This window comes from Clostridium neonatale (assembly GCF_001458595.1).
In the GTDB taxonomy this organism is placed as follows: Bacteria; Bacillota; Clostridia; order Clostridiales; family Clostridiaceae; genus Clostridium; species Clostridium neonatale.
Genome location: NZ_LN890328.1, coordinates 3,125,665 through 3,140,989, shown reverse-complemented (window position 1 = coordinate 3,140,989; position 15,325 = coordinate 3,125,665). Strand labels below are relative to the sequence as shown.

General features: G+C 28.8%; 17 protein-coding genes. All 17 read left to right on the top strand.

Annotated elements, in window-relative coordinates; genetic code table 11:
• The first annotated feature begins 91 nt into the window (after nt 1-91).
• The 17 genes from BN2920_RS20680 to BN2920_RS20600 all read left to right on the top strand — a co-directional run bounded on the left by BN2920_RS20680 (nt 92) and on the right by BN2920_RS20600 (nt 15,321).
• Entirely contained in the window at nt 92-1,276 is a 1,185-nt protein-coding gene (locus BN2920_RS20680) for a DegT/DnrJ/EryC1/StrS family aminotransferase (protein WP_058296847.1), read from the top strand.
• 10 nt (nt 1,277-1,286) lie between these two features.
• Nucleotides 1,287-1,865 (top strand): acyltransferase, encoded by a 579-nt coding sequence (locus BN2920_RS20675; protein ID WP_058296846.1) that lies wholly within the window; start codon nt 1,287-1,289, stop codon nt 1,863-1,865.
• A gap of 106 nt (nt 1,866-1,971) precedes the next feature.
• Nucleotides 1,972-3,288 (top strand): nucleotide sugar dehydrogenase, encoded by a 1,317-nt coding sequence (locus BN2920_RS20670; protein WP_058296845.1) that lies wholly within the window; start codon nt 1,972-1,974, stop codon nt 3,286-3,288.
• Between the two features lie 204 nt (nt 3,289-3,492).
• On the top strand, nt 3,493-4,341 hold the full coding sequence (locus BN2920_RS20665) for a YihY/virulence factor BrkB family protein (RefSeq protein ID WP_058296844.1): 849 nt from the start codon (nt 3,493-3,495) through the stop codon (nt 4,339-4,341).
• A gap of 78 nt (nt 4,342-4,419) precedes the next feature.
• A complete protein-coding gene (locus BN2920_RS20660) occupies nt 4,420-4,767 on the top strand; it encodes a single-stranded DNA-binding protein (RefSeq protein ID WP_058296843.1) in 348 nt (115 codons plus the stop codon).
• Between the two features lie 488 nt (nt 4,768-5,255).
• Nucleotides 5,256-5,588 (top strand): DUF6514 family protein, encoded by a 333-nt coding sequence (locus tag BN2920_RS20655; protein ID WP_058296842.1) that lies wholly within the window; start codon nt 5,256-5,258, stop codon nt 5,586-5,588.
• A gap of 50 nt (nt 5,589-5,638) precedes the next feature.
• Nucleotides 5,639-6,010 carry a holo-ACP synthase gene (acpS, locus tag BN2920_RS20650; RefSeq protein WP_058296841.1) on the top strand — a complete coding sequence of 124 codons (372 nt, stop codon included), beginning with the start codon at nt 5,639-5,641 and terminating at the stop codon, nt 6,008-6,010.
• Nucleotides 6,011-7,516, top strand: coding sequence for a bifunctional ADP-dependent NAD(P)H-hydrate dehydratase/NAD(P)H-hydrate epimerase (locus BN2920_RS20645; RefSeq protein WP_058296840.1), 1,506 nt, complete (start codon nt 6,011-6,013; stop codon nt 7,514-7,516). It abuts the gene before it with no gap.
• A gap of 68 nt (nt 7,517-7,584) precedes the next feature.
• Nucleotides 7,585-8,199 carry a germination lipoprotein GerS-related protein gene (locus BN2920_RS20640; RefSeq protein WP_058296839.1) on the top strand — a complete coding sequence of 205 codons (615 nt, stop codon included), beginning with the start codon at nt 7,585-7,587 and terminating at the stop codon, nt 8,197-8,199.
• A 245-nt stretch (nt 8,200-8,444) separates the two neighbouring features.
• On the top strand, nt 8,445-8,663 hold the full coding sequence (locus BN2920_RS20635; protein WP_058296838.1) for a hypothetical protein: 219 nt from the start codon (nt 8,445-8,447) through the stop codon (nt 8,661-8,663).
• Nucleotides 8,664-8,671: 8 nt separating this feature from the next.
• Nucleotides 8,672-9,052 (top strand): type II toxin-antitoxin system PemK/MazF family toxin, encoded by a 381-nt coding sequence (locus BN2920_RS20630; RefSeq protein ID WP_058296837.1) that lies wholly within the window; start codon nt 8,672-8,674, stop codon nt 9,050-9,052.
• Between the two features lie 264 nt (nt 9,053-9,316).
• Nucleotides 9,317-10,138, top strand: a complete 822-nt coding sequence (locus BN2920_RS20625; RefSeq protein ID WP_058296836.1) for a transketolase — start codon at nt 9,317-9,319, stop codon at nt 10,136-10,138.
• Nucleotides 10,138-11,082 (top strand): transketolase family protein, encoded by a 945-nt coding sequence (locus tag BN2920_RS20620; RefSeq protein ID WP_058296835.1) that lies wholly within the window; start codon nt 10,138-10,140, stop codon nt 11,080-11,082. Before BN2920_RS20625 ends, BN2920_RS20620 begins: the two co-directional genes overlap by 1 nt.
• A gap of 171 nt (nt 11,083-11,253) precedes the next feature.
• A complete protein-coding gene (locus BN2920_RS20615; protein ID WP_058296834.1) occupies nt 11,254-12,108 on the top strand; it encodes a YitT family protein in 855 nt (284 codons plus the stop codon).
• A gap of 265 nt (nt 12,109-12,373) precedes the next feature.
• Nucleotides 12,374-13,060 (top strand): cell division ATP-binding protein FtsE, encoded by a 687-nt coding sequence (gene ftsE / locus BN2920_RS20610; RefSeq protein WP_058296833.1) that lies wholly within the window; start codon nt 12,374-12,376, stop codon nt 13,058-13,060.
• Nucleotides 13,050-13,940 (top strand): permease-like cell division protein FtsX, encoded by an 891-nt coding sequence (gene ftsX / locus BN2920_RS20605; RefSeq protein WP_058296832.1) that lies wholly within the window; start codon nt 13,050-13,052, stop codon nt 13,938-13,940. Before ftsE ends, ftsX begins: the two co-directional genes overlap by 11 nt.
• Before the next feature lie 121 nt (nt 13,941-14,061).
• Nucleotides 14,062-15,321: a S41 family peptidase gene (locus BN2920_RS20600; protein ID WP_058296831.1), complete on the top strand. Its 1,260-nt coding sequence runs from the start codon at nt 14,062-14,064 to the stop codon at nt 15,319-15,321.
• Nucleotides 15,322-15,325: the final 4 nt, after the last annotated feature.

Sequence of the window (15,325 nt, the reverse complement as noted above, 5' to 3'; positions counted from 1 at the left end):
TTAGAGAGTATTTTAGCATAGGTTATAAAAATACTATGGTTTGTAATTTGTTATATTATAAACTAATAAGTTATCCGAAGGAGCGATAAAAATGAATATTCCATTAATTGATTTAAGAGCTCAATATAATTCTATTTCTAAAGAATTAGATAAAGCTACTATAGATGTGTTGTCGTCAGCAGCATATATAATGGGTAAAAATGTAACGGAATTTGAAAAGGAATTCGCAAACTATATTGGAACTAAGCATGCTATATCAGTAGGGAATGGTACAGATGCATTAGTTATAGCGTTAAAAGCATTAGGTATAGGAGAAGGTGATGAAGTAATAACTTCAACATTTACTTATTTTGCTTCAGCCGAATGTATTTCAGCAGTAGGCGCAACTCCTGTTTTTGTTGATGTAGAAAAAGATACGTTTAATATAGATCCTGATAAAATAGAAGAAAAAATTACAGAAAGAACAAAAGCTATTATTCCAGTACATATATTTGGTCAAAGTGCTGATATGGATAAGATCAACATAATAGCTAAAAAGCACAACTTGAAAGTTATAGAAGATGCATGTCAAGCAGTTGGTGCCAAGTATAAAGGAAAAATGATAGGTACACTTAGTGATGTAGCTTGTTTTTCATTCTTCCCAACAAAAAATCTTTCATGCGCTGGAGATGGTGGAATGATAGTAACATCTGATGATAATGTAGCTACGATAGCAATAGCATTAAGAACGCATGGAAGTGGAGAAACAGGTCAAAAGGCATATAATTTATTGAATAATATTACTGAAGAAGTAGTTACATCTAAATCAGGTGATGATACTGTTTATAATCCATTAAAGTATTATAATTATTTAATAGGATATAATTCAAGATTAGATGCTATTCAGGCTGCGATATTAAGAGTTAAATTGCCTCATTTAGATAAATGGAATTCAAGAAGAAGAGAAATTGCTAAAATATATGATGAAGAATTGATTGATTCTAATGTTATTACACCAATAGTTAGAGAAGAAAATGATACTGTATATCACCAATATGTATTACAATCAGATAATAGGGAAGAAATGCTAGCTAAGTTAAAAGAAAAAGGTATTGCAACTGGTGTTTATTATCCAGTACCATTACATTTACAAAAAGTATATACAGACTTAGGATATAAAGAAGGTGACATGCCAGTAGCAGAGTATCTTTCTCATAGAACATTTGCCATACCAGTTTATCCAGAATTAAGTGAAGAACAGATACAATATATTGTAGATAGTATTAAGAATGTGTAGGTGATAATCTATGGAAAAAGAGTATTTTGTTCATGAGTCTAGTTATGTAGATGATAATGTTAAGATAGGCAAGGGTACTAAGATATGGCATTTTTCTCATGTGATGAGTAATTCTGAAATAGGTGAGAAGTGTAATATTGGTCAAAATGTTGTTATATCACCTGGTGTTAGAATCGGTAAAGGTGTAAAAATACAAAATAATGTATCTGTTTATACAGGGGTTATTTGTGAAGACGATGTTTTTTTAGGACCTTCATGTGTTTTTACTAACGTAGTTAATCCAAGAAGCTTTATAGAAAGAAAAACAGAATATAGAGAAACTATAATTGGAAAAGGTTCATCTATTGGAGCAAATGTTACAATAGTATGTGGTCACAATATTGGTAAATACGCATTAATTGGAGCAGGAGCTGTTGTTACTAAAGATGTTCAAGACTATGCTCTAGTGGTTGGAAATCCGGCAAGAGTATTAGGATATGTGTGTAAGTGTGGAGAAAGATTGATTTTTAACAATGAAAAAGCAACTTGCAGAGCATGTGGTGAAGAGTATATAAAGAATAATGATGAAGTGAAATCAATTAATGATTAATCAAAATGTATTAAAATTATATTATTATTAATTACCTATAAAGTAATAAAACGGTTATTAACTATGCAGTATGCATTGTTAAAGCATTAATAGCAGGAGGTTTAAAATGTCAATTTTAAAAGAACAATTGTTAGAAAAAATAAATAATAAGACTGCTAAGGTTGGGGTGGTAGGACTTGGATATGTAGGATTACCGCTAGCAGTAGAAAAAGCAAATGCAGGATATGAAACTATAGGTTTTGATGTACAAGAGAAGAAAGTTGAATCAGTAAATGCAGGCCAAAACTATATTGGGGATGTAGTTGATGAAGAACTAAAGAAATTAGTTAAAGATGGAACCCTAAGAGCAACGGCTGATTTTAGTTTTGTAAAAGATGTAGATACAATATGTATATGCGTACCTACTCCACTTGATTTATATAAGCAGCCAGATTTATCTTATGTTGTATCTTCAACTAAAAGTGTTGCACAATATTTACATAAGGGAATGCTTGTAATCCTTGAAAGTACAACATATCCAGGGACAACAGAAGAAGTACTTAAGCCTATTTTGGAAGAAAGTGGTTTAAAATGTGGTGAAGACTTTTTCTTAGCATTTTCACCAGAAAGAGTTGATCCAGGTAATAAAGAATATAATACTAAAAATACTCCAAAGGTTGTAGGTGGCTGTACAGAAGAATGTACAGAAGTTGCTGCAGCATTATATAGAAATATATTAGAAGGAGATATACACACAGTATCATCACCAGCAGTAGCAGAAATGGAAAAAATATTGGAAAATACATTTAGAAATATAAACATAGGTTTAGCTAATGAAATGGCTATTTTATGTAACAGAATGGGAATAGATGTATGGGAAGTGATAGATGCAGCTAAAACAAAGCCATATGGGTTTATGCCTTTCTATCCAGGTCCAGGATTAGGTGGTCATTGTATTCCATTAGATCCTTTCTATTTAGAATGGAAAGCGAAAGAATATGACTATCATACAAGATTAATAGAAACATCAGGAGAAATTAATGATTCTATGCCTGAATTTGTTTTAGATAATGTAATGAAGATATTAAATAAAAATAAAAAAGCATTAAATGGAGCTAAGGTTTTATTATTAGGTGTAGCATACAAGAATGATATAGATGACTATAGAGAATCTCCAGCGTTTAAAGTAATTGAATTACTTGAAAAAAATGGCGCAGATCTTATGGTAAATGATCCATATTGTCCTGTATCTAAATATAAAAATAAAACTTATAATTCAGTTGATTGGAAAGAAGTTATTGATGAAAGTGATATAGTTATAATAACTACTAATCACAGTTGTTATGATTATGAAAGTATAGTTGCTAGGGCAAAGGCTGTATATGACACAAGAAATGCAACTAAGAATGTTGTTAACAATAGAGAAAAAATCTATAAATTATAGAGATTAACTAATTTTTATAAATACATTTAAAGATTAAGCTATACTATTAACATAGTATAGCTTAATCTTTAGAGTTGAATTATTTTAATTGCAACCATTTTATTATATAATTTTGATACATTAATCTAGATTAATATAAATATATAATTACTGTATGGATAGTATAAATATTAAGAGAGAATACATTAAGAAAATGGTGATTAAATGAGAAATTTGAAATCAGCTATAAGAAGTCAAATAAATTTTCTAATACATCTTATAGTTAAGGTTAAGAATGATGACATATTTGCATTAGCTTCTCAGTTAGCATATTATTTAGTTTTATCATTTTTTCCGTTTATGATATTTTTAGTAACCTTAGTTGGGTTTAGTAGTTTCGGTTCAGAGGATGTTTTAAATGCATTGCATGCAGTTCTTCCAGAAAGTATAGTTGAATTAACGAAGTCAATAGTATATGAAGTATTTGATAAACAATATACAGGATTATTAGGAGCATCTATTTTATTATCTGTATGGACTGCCTCATCAGGTTTTAGAGCAGTCATAAAGGGCGTAAATAAGGCTTATAATTTTAAAGAAACACGATCATTTATAAAGAGATCTATTATATCTATGTTAGGAATATTAGCATTAGCTATAATTATTTTATTAGCACTAGCTATATTAGTTTTTGGTGGAGTTATAGGAAGGTATTTGGAAACAATATTTCCGTTCTATAATATTATAGTATTTATATGGGTTGCTTTCAGATATGCACTTATGTTTTTAATTATGATATTTATTTTTGCAGCTATATATAGATTGGCACCGGCTAAAAGATTGACATGGGGTGAAGTTATACCTGGTGCAATCTTTAGTACTATAGGATGGGGCGCATCCTCATTAGGATTTTCATACTATATCAATAACTTTAGAAATTTTTCAAGATTCTATGGAAGTTTGGGAGCAGTATTTATACTTATGACATGGTTATTTCTTGTTTCATTAATTTTTATTTTTGGAGTAGAGATCAATTGTGTTATAACACATGTTAAGAATAACAAAAAAGATTAGAATAAAATATAATTACTTCTGAATATTATATGTAAATTTGGATATAACTTTAGAAAATAAATATTCAGGAGGTTTAATATGAACAAAATAATACTTATGGGAAGACTTGTTAGAGACCCTGAACTAAGACACACAGAAAATGGAGATAAGGTTTATACGAAGTTTACTATTGCGGTTCAAAGAAATTTTAAGTTATCAGATGGGTCTAGAGAGGCGGATTTTATTCCAGTTAGAGTATGGGGGAAAAAAGCCGAGATAGTTTGCAAGTATGTTAAAAAAGGTAACTATATAACTATAAGCGGAAGATTAAGAACAGGAAGTTATGAAGATAATGAAGGAAATAAAAAATATATCACAGAAGTTGTAGCTGAAGATTTTAAATTTATTAGTGGCAAAAGAGAACAAACAGGAACAGAAGATAATTAAAATTTTATATAATATATGTAAGTGTATGATGGTAAATATATTTTTGGTTATTATATACTTATATATATTAAATTTGTATATAATAGAAAAAAATTCAGATTTAAATAATTTTTTGAAATACTGTTGAAGTTGAGAAAAAATGTGGTATAATAAAGATGTAAACGATATCTAAATTGTTTTTCAATTGTGGTATGGTAAAATAATATTATGGGATTATGAGATGGAAAAAGGAAGCATTTTGCTTCTTTTTTTCATATATAATGAAAATCTATAATTATATTTTATAATACAAGTTATCTATGTTTCGACAAAAATAAATACTAAATATAAATAATATTAAGTATTATATATGTTAAAAAAGAAGGTTTAAATAGTTTATTGTCAATAAAAATAAATCAAATTATTATGAGAGGGTACATGCTTTGACAACATATTATTTTTTATTATGTTAATATTTAGGTAAGAAAAAAATTAAGGGGTGTTTTGTTATGAGGATTTTAGAAGAGTATAGTGTTGTTAGACAAAATGAGGAAATTGAATTAAGATATTTTTATAGGATAACTAAGAGTCAATACTGTGGGTTTGATGCATATGGGGTAGAAGTAGAAAGAAAAGATTATAAAGGACTAACAAAGATAAAAGAAGAAAAGGATAACATAGAGCTTGTATCTACTCAAAGACATAAAGTAAAGCAGATTGTCATGAATTTATGTAAGTATGAAGTATCACCTATACACTTGGTAGATATATTAGGTGAATTTGTTGATGAACATGCATATGAATTTGATATGGAATTATCGAAAGAAGCACAATTAATATAATAATATTTATTCTCTGTGGTAATATATTACTAGAGAGGAGAAGAGTATAAATGATAATTGGTGTTGGAATAGATATTATAGAGATAGATAGAATTAAAAGGGCTGTTAGTAGAACAGATGGATTTTTAGAAAAGGCATTCACAGAAAAAGAAATAGAGTATTTTAGAACGAAAAAATTAAGTGCAAATACTATAGCAGGAAATTTTGCGGCAAAAGAAGCTGTAAGCAAAGCGTTAGGAAGTGGATTTAGGCAATTTGGTTTAAAGGATATTGAGATTTTGAGAGATAATTTGGGAAAGCCAATAGTTAATTTAAGTATAAAGATTTATGAGATTATAGGAAAAAGAAATTTTAAAATTCATGTTAGCATATCACATAGTAAAGACAACGCTATAGCATATTCAATTATGGAGGAAATGTAGATGCTTGAAATTTTATCTGTAAATAAATGTAAAGGGTTAGACGAAGAAGCTATAGAAAAAATTAATATTCCTAGTATCATACTCATGGAAAATGCAGCAATTTCAATTTTTAATGAAATAAAAAATTTAGGAAACAGTTTTCTAATAATATGTGGAAAAGGTAATAATGGAGGTGATGCATTAGCATTAGCCAGGCATTTGGTATTGGCTGGAAAGGATGTAAAAGTTTTTATAATAGCTAAAGATAAGAATTATAGTAATGATTTCATGATAAATTATGATATATTAAGAAAAATACTTGATGAACAAAAGATAACACTCATATGTAATGAATCTCAGATAGATGATGAAGTTAAGCTAAATATAAATAAGTATGATATTGTTATTGATGGATTATTTGGTGTAGGATTATCTAGGGATATAGAAGGAATCTTTCAAAAAATAATTTATACTATTAATAAAAATGCTAATAAAATAATTTCAATAGATGCTCCATCAGGATTGGATTGTGATACTGGATTAGAAAAAGGTATTGCTATAATGGCGGATTGTACATATACATTTGAAGTAATAAAAAGAGGATTTTTAAATTATAATGCCTTAAGATATATTGGTAAATTGAAAGTTTTAAACATAGGTATACCTGATATTATTAAGAAGCAAAATACTGAAGCCGTACATATTTTAGAGAAGAGCGAATACATTAAAATGCTTCCAAAGAGAAAGATATATGGACATAAAGGAAACTATGGGAGGGCACTGATATTTGCAGGAAGTGAAGGGTTTTCTGGTGCAGCGTATATAACAACAGAATGTACAGTAAGAGCAGGGGCAGGGTTAACAACGTTAATATGTGATAGAAATGTACAAGGACAAATAGCTACAAAACTAATTGAAGCTATGACTATTAATTATGAGGATGACAAATTATATGATTTAATAGGTAAAGCAGATTCCATAGCAATTGGACCAGGAATAGGAAATGGAATCAAGGTAAAAGAAATGGTTGATTATATTATTACTAATAGTAAGTGCCCGATAATAGTTGATGCGGATGGAATAGGAATAATTAAAGAAAATGAAAAACTTTTAAAGAGGTTAGAAGGAAGAGGGGTAATTACACCTCATCCAGGTGAAATGGCAAATTTTCTAGGAATGACAATTGAAGAGGTAGAAAAGGACAGAATTAGCATAGCTAAGAAAGTAGCTGAAAAATATAAAATAGTCGTTCTATTAAAGGGATATAACACTGTGATTTCGGATGGTGTAAGTACGTATATAAATACTACAGGAAACAGTAAAATGGCTTCAGGAGGAATGGGAGACTCTTTAACGGGAATAATTAATGCTTTTTTATCTCAAACATCTAAAATACTAGAATCGACTTTGATTGGAGCGTATATTCATGGATATATAGGAGATGAACTAAGTGAAAGTAATTACATAGTAAATGCGAGAGACATCATAAATAATCTACCGAGTTATATAGATAAATTAGTAAAATAATAAAAGTAGAATAAATCTCCAAAGTTTTTCATAATATTACTAAGGTAATAATTAATCTTGGAGGGAATATGAAGTTAAATAAAAAAGTTATTATAAGTATTATGTTAGTAATGATTCCTATTATTATAATATGTGGAATAATATTAGGTAGAAAGATTATTACTCCATCAAATGAAGATATATTAAATGGATTGAAAAATATTAAAATGTATAGTTGTGATGTTAGTTATACATTTAAAAATATTAGAGACGAGTTTACAGAAGAAACAACACAGTATTATAGGTTTGATAAGGGATCTAGAATTGAATTTCAAGATTATTATAAAAGAATAAAAGTATATAATGGTAGTGAAATTAAAGTTGAAGAAAATGATGATGAGTATACATTAGATAAAAATCTAGATATAATTTATCCTTTAGCTTTTATAGAAAATATTATGTCAAATCAAATGAGTAGCCCTATTTCTGAATTAAAAGAAGAATGGGGAGATGGTGAATATTTAAAGGTCAACATTGAATATAATAGCAATAATAAGCATTTAAGCAAAGGAGAATTTTATATTGATAAGAAACAAAAAATTCCTGTTATGTTGAGAATATTAGATGAAAACGATGAAGAAAGAGTTGTAATAAAATATAAAAACTTTAAATATGAAAAAACTTTAGATGAAAATTTATTTTAGTACAAGTATATCTTGTTACATAGTAAATTAATACATTTTATGATATACGATAAATAATGAATTATATAAAGGGGGACATAAGTATACATTTTACTTATGTTCCCAAGATAAAATAGCCTTCATCAATATTTATATAGCCAAAATACATAAAATATAAGACAACAAAGGATAAATACTTTGACAAAATGACATAATTTGCAATATAATCGTAGTATACAGATTTTTACTACTATGGAGGCGAAAATATGTCAGCTAGCTGTTATGAAAAAATTAAAAAAAATAGTAGAGTTATGAATAATTCTTTAATATTATATAATGATGAAATCATATTAAATGATTTTGAAATAAAAATGAAAAAGGGTTATGAATATATGGCTAAATTGAACTTAGAGTATTCTGAATCAGGATGTGAATACATGTTAGATGATGTTGATGAGTATGAGGCTTGGATTTGCGGAGTGTGATTAATTATATGGCCAATATTGTAGTAAAAAGAGGAGAAATTTTTTATGCAGATTTAAGTCCTGTAATAGGATCAGAGCAGGGTGGTATACGTCCTGTGATTATAATACAAAATGATATTGGGAATAGATATAGCCCTACAGTTGTTGTAGCTGCTATAACATCTCAAATTAATAAAGCTAAATTACCTACTCATGTTGAAATTTCGTCAGAAGAATATGGTTTAAATAGAGATTCCGTTGTGCTATTGGAACAAATAAGAACTTTGGACAAGCGGAGACTAAAAGAAAAGATTGGACATATGACAGAGGGAGATATGAGAAAAGTTAATAAGGCTCTTATAATTAGTTTAGATCTTGATGATGTAAAAAAAAGCGATAAGAATAGTTAATATAAAAGACTGGTATATTATGGTTATAGTATGTGAAATTACTTAGAACTGAGAATATATCAGTCTTTTGATGTTTAGCTATATAATGAATATGTGATCAGTGTATATTAAATAGATTAATATGATATATTTAATGTCTGTAATGAAGAATTAGTATATCACATAAACGAATAGTGTATACAAAATTAATTTTATATGATAGAATAAAAATATTGAAAAGTAGCATAATAAAAATAATTACAATAATTATCAGGGGGTAAAGCAATGAATAATAAAATTCAGCTTGAAGAAATATCAAAGCTAATTAGAAAAGATATCGTATCAATGCTTACAGAATCAGCATCAGGACATCCGGGCGGATCATTATCTATAGCTGATATAATGTCAGTATTATTTTTTAGAGAAATGAATATAAGTTCTGAGAATCCTAAGGATCCAAATAGAGATAGATTTGTTTTATCAAAAGGCCATGCTGCACCGGCATTATATAGTGCACTAGCTAGAAAAGGATATTTTCCAGTTGAGGAATTAAAAACATTAAGGAAAACAGGAACTAGACTTCAAGGACATCCTAATATGAATGATTTACCTGGAATTGATATGTCTACAGGTTCATTAGGTCAAGGAATATCAGCAGCAGTAGGCATGGCGCTGGCAGGAAAATTAGATAAAAAAGATTATAGGGTATACACAATTTTAGGTGATGGAGAGCTTGAAGAAGGTCAAGTTTGGGAAGCTTCAATGTCAGCAGCACACTATAAGTTAGATAACTTAACGGCATTTATTGACTTTAATGGACTTCAAATAGACGGTAATACAGAAAATGTAATGAATCCATCTCCAATAGATAAAAAGTTTGAGGCATTTGGATGGAATGTAATAGTAATTGATGGACACAATTATGATGAAATAATAGATGCAATTGAAAAATCTAAGAATGCAAAGAATAAACCAACAGCTATAGTTTGTAAAACAATCAAAGGAAAAGGCGTATCATTCATGGAAAATGAAGCATCATGGCATGGTACTGCTCCTAGTAAGGAACAATGTGAAATTGCATTAAAGGAAATTGGAGGGGAAAACTAATGGGAAATAAAATAGCAACTAGAGAGGCTTATGGAAAAGCATTAGTAAAGCTTTCAAATATTAATGAAAATGTTGTTGTTTTAGATGCGGATTTATCAAAATCTACTAAAACAGCTGATTTTAAAGCTGTTGCACCGGAAAGATTTATTAATATGGGAATAGCTGAAGCAAATATGATGGGAGTTGCTGCTGGGCTTTCAACTTGTGGAAAAGTACCATATGTTAGTACATTTGCAATGTTTGCAGCTGGAAGAGCATTTGAACAAATAAGAAATTCAATATGTTACCCTAATTTAAATGTAAAAGTTTGTGCTACGCATGCAGGATTGACTGTAGGAGAAGACGGTGCTACACATCAATCTGTTGAAGATATTTCATTAATGAGAAGTATACCTAATATGACAGTTATAAATCCAGCTGATGCTGTTGAAACAGAAGCAGCAATTTTAGCAATAGCTGATTATAAAGGACCTTGCTATGTAAGATTAGGAAGATTAGCTGTTAATACAATAAACGATGAAAAAAACTATAAATTTGAAATCGGAAAAGGTGTAACGTTAGAAGATGGTAACGATGTTACAATAGTAGCTACTGGAATGATGGTAGATTTAGCTTTACAGGCTAAAAATGACTTGTCTAAAGAAGGAATAAGTGCTAGAGTAATAAATATACATACTATAAAACCTATAGATAAAGAATTGTTAGTTAAAGCAGCTAAGGAAACAGGTGCAATAGTTACAGCTGAAGAGCATAGCGTAATTGGAGGCTTAGGATCAGCAGTATCGGAAGTTATTACTGAAGAAGTTCCAGTACCAGTTTTAAAGGTAGGCATAAAAGATACTTTTGGTGAAAGTGGGAAACCAGGTGAACTATTAGAAAAGTATGGTTTGACAACTCAAGCAATAGTTGAGCATAGTAAAAAGGCTATTTCTTTAAAAAAATAGATTAGAATGAAAATCAAATAAATAAAAATACAAAACACGTAAGTAGAAATAGCTTGCGTGTTTTGTATTTTTATTTTATAGAAAAATTTATTTAAATGTATCTGTAATTAGCATAATAATAGATTAATTGAGAAAAAATAAATAATATCTTATAAACTAGGGGGTAGAAAAATGAAAAATTTAATATTAAAGGAGTATACGCTAATAACTATAGGAATAATATTGGTAGCTATTGGAGTAGAATATTTTTTCTCACCAAATAATTTAGCAGCAGGAGGAGTAACAGGAGCTGCTATAGTTATCAATGCAATTTTTCCAAAATTGTCTATAGGATTAATTACATTGGTAGTTAATTCAACTTTATTTTTAGTTGCTTTTGCATTTATTGGTGGAAATTTTGGAGGAAAAACCATATATGCCAGTTTAGGGTTATCGGTAATAATTTGGATTATAGAAAAATTTTTTAATCCTATTGCTATAACAAGTGATTTATTAATGGCAACAGTTTTTGGAACAATTATTTCAGCTATTGGAATGGCAATTGTATTTAATGAAAATGCATCAACTGGTGGAACCGATATTTTAGCTAAGATTCTAAATAAGTTTTTTCACTTAGACATTGGAAAGTCATTATTAGTTGTAGATTTTGTAATAACATTCGCTAGTATTTTAGTTTTTGGAATAGATGCTGGTTTATATGCAATGTTAAGTGTGATACTTCTAGGAATGTTGATTGACAGATTTATAGAAGGATTTAATGCTTGCAAAAGCATATTTATAATAAGTAAGAAAAATACAGAAATTAGTGAATATATAATGACTCAGTTAGATAGGGGCTGCACATTTTTGAAAAGTACAGGAGCCTATACAAAGGAAGATATGAGTGTTATTTATGCTGTATTAAATAGAAATGAGTTTATAAAATTAAAGAAGTTTATAATAGATACAGATCCAGGAGCTTTTATTACAGTTGGTGAAGTTCATGAAGTACTTGGTGAAGGATTTGGGAATATAGAACAAGAATAATTTTATATAAGAAATATAAATAATACCCATGATATATGTTAGATCATAAAGGGGTATTATTTTTTTTATCGTATTTAGTAAAAGTTCATATAATATTTAATAAATTTGTATAACATTAAAAATACTTATTATGATATAATGATTGTTGTAGATTTGCATTCAAAATGTAATATATACAAAAAACTTTGTGAATTATGTATTAAAAGGTAGAATACTTTAGTTTAGAAATTGTAGAAATCCTACATAAATAAAGGAGTGTCTAATCATGATTGAATTTAGAGGAATATCTAAAATTTATGATAATAATGTAAAAGCTTTATCTGATATTAATGTTGAAATAGAAGCAGGAGAATTCGTATTCTTAGTAGGACCAAGTGGATCAGGAAAATCAACATTTATAAAAATGATTTTAAAAGAAATTGAACCAACAAATGGAAAGGTTATTGTTAATGACAAGGACTTAACAAAGATAACAAGAAAGCAAGCACCTTACTATAGAAGAAAAATTGGTATGGTATTTCAAGACTTTAGGCTAATACCAACACTTAATGTATATGAAAATGTTGCATTTGCAATGAGAGTTGTAGAAGCATCACCAAAAGAAATAAGAAGAAGAGTTCCAATGGTGTTATCCTTAGTAGGGTTATCACATAAGTATAAAATGTTCCCAAATGAGCTGTCTGGTGGAGAACAACAAAGGGTTTCATTGGCTAGAGCATTGGTAAATAATCCGTCAGTTTTAATTGCCGATGAACCAACTGGTAATTTAGATCCAGATACAGCAATGGAAATAATGGAGCTTCTTGACGATATAAATAAATCTGGAACTACAATTTTAATGGCTACCCATGCGAAAGAAATTGTTGACTACATGAAGAAGAGAGTTATAGCTATTGAAAAAGGAGAAATCGTTAGAGACGAGAAGAGAGGTAAGTACGAAGATGAAAATTAATACTATTACATATTATATTAAAGATGCTTTTAAAAGTTTAAAGAGAAACAAAACTATCAGTATCGCTTCAGTAATTACTGTGCTTATAACATTTTTCGTTTTGGGTATATTTGTATTATTAGCTAATAATATAAATAAAGGTATAGACAGTGTACAAAATAAGATTGATCTTAAGATTGTTCTTAAAGAGGATATTAAACTTATTGATCAAAGAGAAATAGAAATTAGATTAAAAGAAATTGAAGGTGTAGATCAAGTAATATACAAATCAAAAGAAGATGAATTTAAAGAAATGAATGAAAGTATGGGAGAAAATGATGGATTAATGCAAGGATATTCATTAAAGCACAATCCTTTTACTGGTTCATTCACAGTTAAATTGAAGGGGCCTGAATATTCTGAAAATGTTACTAATGCAGTTAAAGATATGGAAGGTGTAGATCAAATTAACAATCAACAAGAGGTTGTTGATAAAATTATTAGTGTTGTTAAAGGAATAAGAGCAGTTGGATTAGGCTTATTTATTATATTAATAGGAGTTTCAGTGTTCTTAATTATGAATACAACTAAGTTAACAGTTTATTCAAGAAGAAGAGAAGTTGGAATAATGAAATTTGTAGGGGCTACTGATTGGTTTATTAGATGGCCGTTTATAATTGAAGGTATGGTAATAGGCCTTTCGGGAGCATTGTTATCATGTATTGCATTATTCTTTGCGTATAATGGAGTCTTCTCATTATTAGCAAAAGAATTAGCTTTTGTAAGTTTAGTGCCTGCATCATACGTACTTACAACAATAATATGGCAGTTCACAATTGGTGGATTATTAATTGGAGGAATTGCTAGTGGACTTTCATTAAGAAAATTCTTAGTGGTATAATATTAGTTGGTTTTGAAAATATTAATATTATATTAATTATTGATATTTAGATATTTAAGTTTAAATATCAATAATATAATAGGTATCAGCGTAGGTTATTGAAGAAAGGAAGTCTTTAAGTGTGAGTGAAGGTAATAACGATAAAATTAATAATAGTAAAAAATCAAAAAGTAAACTAATACTAATAATTGTAGCTATTTTGATTATTACTAATTGTTCATCATTATTACTGGGAAATTATTTAGCAAGTAGAGGTAGATATTTTACCAGTGTTTCAAATAAAGTTGAGAATTCTTCAGAGCTTATGAGTGATACGAAAAAATATGAATCACTATTTATGGTTAGGGATACTTTACTAAAAAAGTATGATGGAGAGATAAATGACGATGCATTGCTAGAAGGTGCAATAAAAGGAATGACGAATGCATTAGGAGATCCATATACAGTATTCTTAAATTCAGAAGAGTTTGATAAATTAATGAAAGAAAGCCAAGGTTCCCTTGATGGAATAGGTGTTCAAGTTGGAGCAATTGAAAATAAAATAGTTATAATAGCTCCAATCAAAGATTCTCCATCAGATAAGGCAGGATTGCTTTCTGGGGATATAATTGAGAAGATTGATGGTACTGTATATTCAGGAGAACAGCTAAATGAAGCTGTATCATATATAACTTCACCAGAAAGAGATCAAGTAAAATTGACTATCAAAAGAAAAGATGAAAATTCTTTTGATGTTAAAGTGAAAAAAGAAGAGATAAAAATTAAATCCTTAGAAGGTGAAATGGTTAATTCTAATATTGGGTATATAAAAATTGATACTTTTATGAATGAAAATACAGCTAGTGATTTTAAAGATAAAATTAAAGAATTAGAAGATAAAGGGATGAAAGGATTAATACTTGATTTAAGAAATAATCCAGGAGGACTTCTATCAGAAGCTATTGGAGTTGCATCCCAATTTATACCTAAAGATAATGTCATAACATATACAATAGACAAATATGAAAATAAAAACGAATCATTATCGGTAGGAGGAATTGCACAAGGAATGCCGTTAGTTGTTTTGGTTGACAATGGAAGTGCTAGTGCCTCAGAAGTGGTTACAGGAGCTTTAAGAGATTATAAGGCTGCAACTATAGTTGGAAAAACAACCTTTGGAAAAGGAATAGTTCAGCAGCCTTTCAAATTTAAAAATGGAATTGGTGGGCTAAAAGTTACAGTTTCTAAATATTATACTCCAAATGGTGAAAATATTCATAAAAAGGGCATAACCCCAGACTTTGAAGTCGAAATTACTGAAGATATTAATAAAGCAGACTATGACAAAAGCAAAGATGAGCAATTAAATTTTGCAATAGAAAAAATTAAAGAAAAAATATAAGTCG

Coding starts and splice junctions, on each gene's coding strand:
- BN2920_RS20680 (WP_058296847.1), top strand. CDS start 92: ATGAATATTCCATTAATTGATTTAAGAGCTCAATATAATTCTATTTCT.
- BN2920_RS20675 (WP_058296846.1), top strand. CDS start 1,287: ATGGAAAAAGAGTATTTTGTTCATGAGTCTAGTTATGTAGATGATAAT.
- BN2920_RS20670 (WP_058296845.1), top strand. CDS start 1,972: ATGTCAATTTTAAAAGAACAATTGTTAGAAAAAATAAATAATAAGACT.
- BN2920_RS20665 (WP_058296844.1), top strand. CDS start 3,493: ATGAGAAATTTGAAATCAGCTATAAGAAGTCAAATAAATTTTCTAATA.
- BN2920_RS20660 (WP_058296843.1), top strand. CDS start 4,420: ATGAACAAAATAATACTTATGGGAAGACTTGTTAGAGACCCTGAACTA.
- BN2920_RS20655 (WP_058296842.1), top strand. CDS start 5,256: ATGAGGATTTTAGAAGAGTATAGTGTTGTTAGACAAAATGAGGAAATT.
- acpS (WP_058296841.1), top strand. CDS start 5,639: ATGATAATTGGTGTTGGAATAGATATTATAGAGATAGATAGAATTAAA.
- BN2920_RS20645 (WP_058296840.1), top strand. CDS start 6,011: ATGCTTGAAATTTTATCTGTAAATAAATGTAAAGGGTTAGACGAAGAA.
- BN2920_RS20640 (WP_058296839.1), top strand. CDS start 7,585: ATGAAGTTAAATAAAAAAGTTATTATAAGTATTATGTTAGTAATGATT.
- BN2920_RS20635 (WP_058296838.1), top strand. CDS start 8,445: ATGTCAGCTAGCTGTTATGAAAAAATTAAAAAAAATAGTAGAGTTATG.
- BN2920_RS20630 (WP_058296837.1), top strand. CDS start 8,672: ATGGCCAATATTGTAGTAAAAAGAGGAGAAATTTTTTATGCAGATTTA.
- BN2920_RS20625 (WP_058296836.1), top strand. CDS start 9,317: ATGAATAATAAAATTCAGCTTGAAGAAATATCAAAGCTAATTAGAAAA.
- BN2920_RS20620 (WP_058296835.1), top strand. CDS start 10,138: ATGGGAAATAAAATAGCAACTAGAGAGGCTTATGGAAAAGCATTAGTA.
- BN2920_RS20615 (WP_058296834.1), top strand. CDS start 11,254: ATGAAAAATTTAATATTAAAGGAGTATACGCTAATAACTATAGGAATA.
- ftsE (WP_058296833.1), top strand. CDS start 12,374: ATGATTGAATTTAGAGGAATATCTAAAATTTATGATAATAATGTAAAA.
- ftsX (WP_058296832.1), top strand. CDS start 13,050: ATGAAAATTAATACTATTACATATTATATTAAAGATGCTTTTAAAAGT.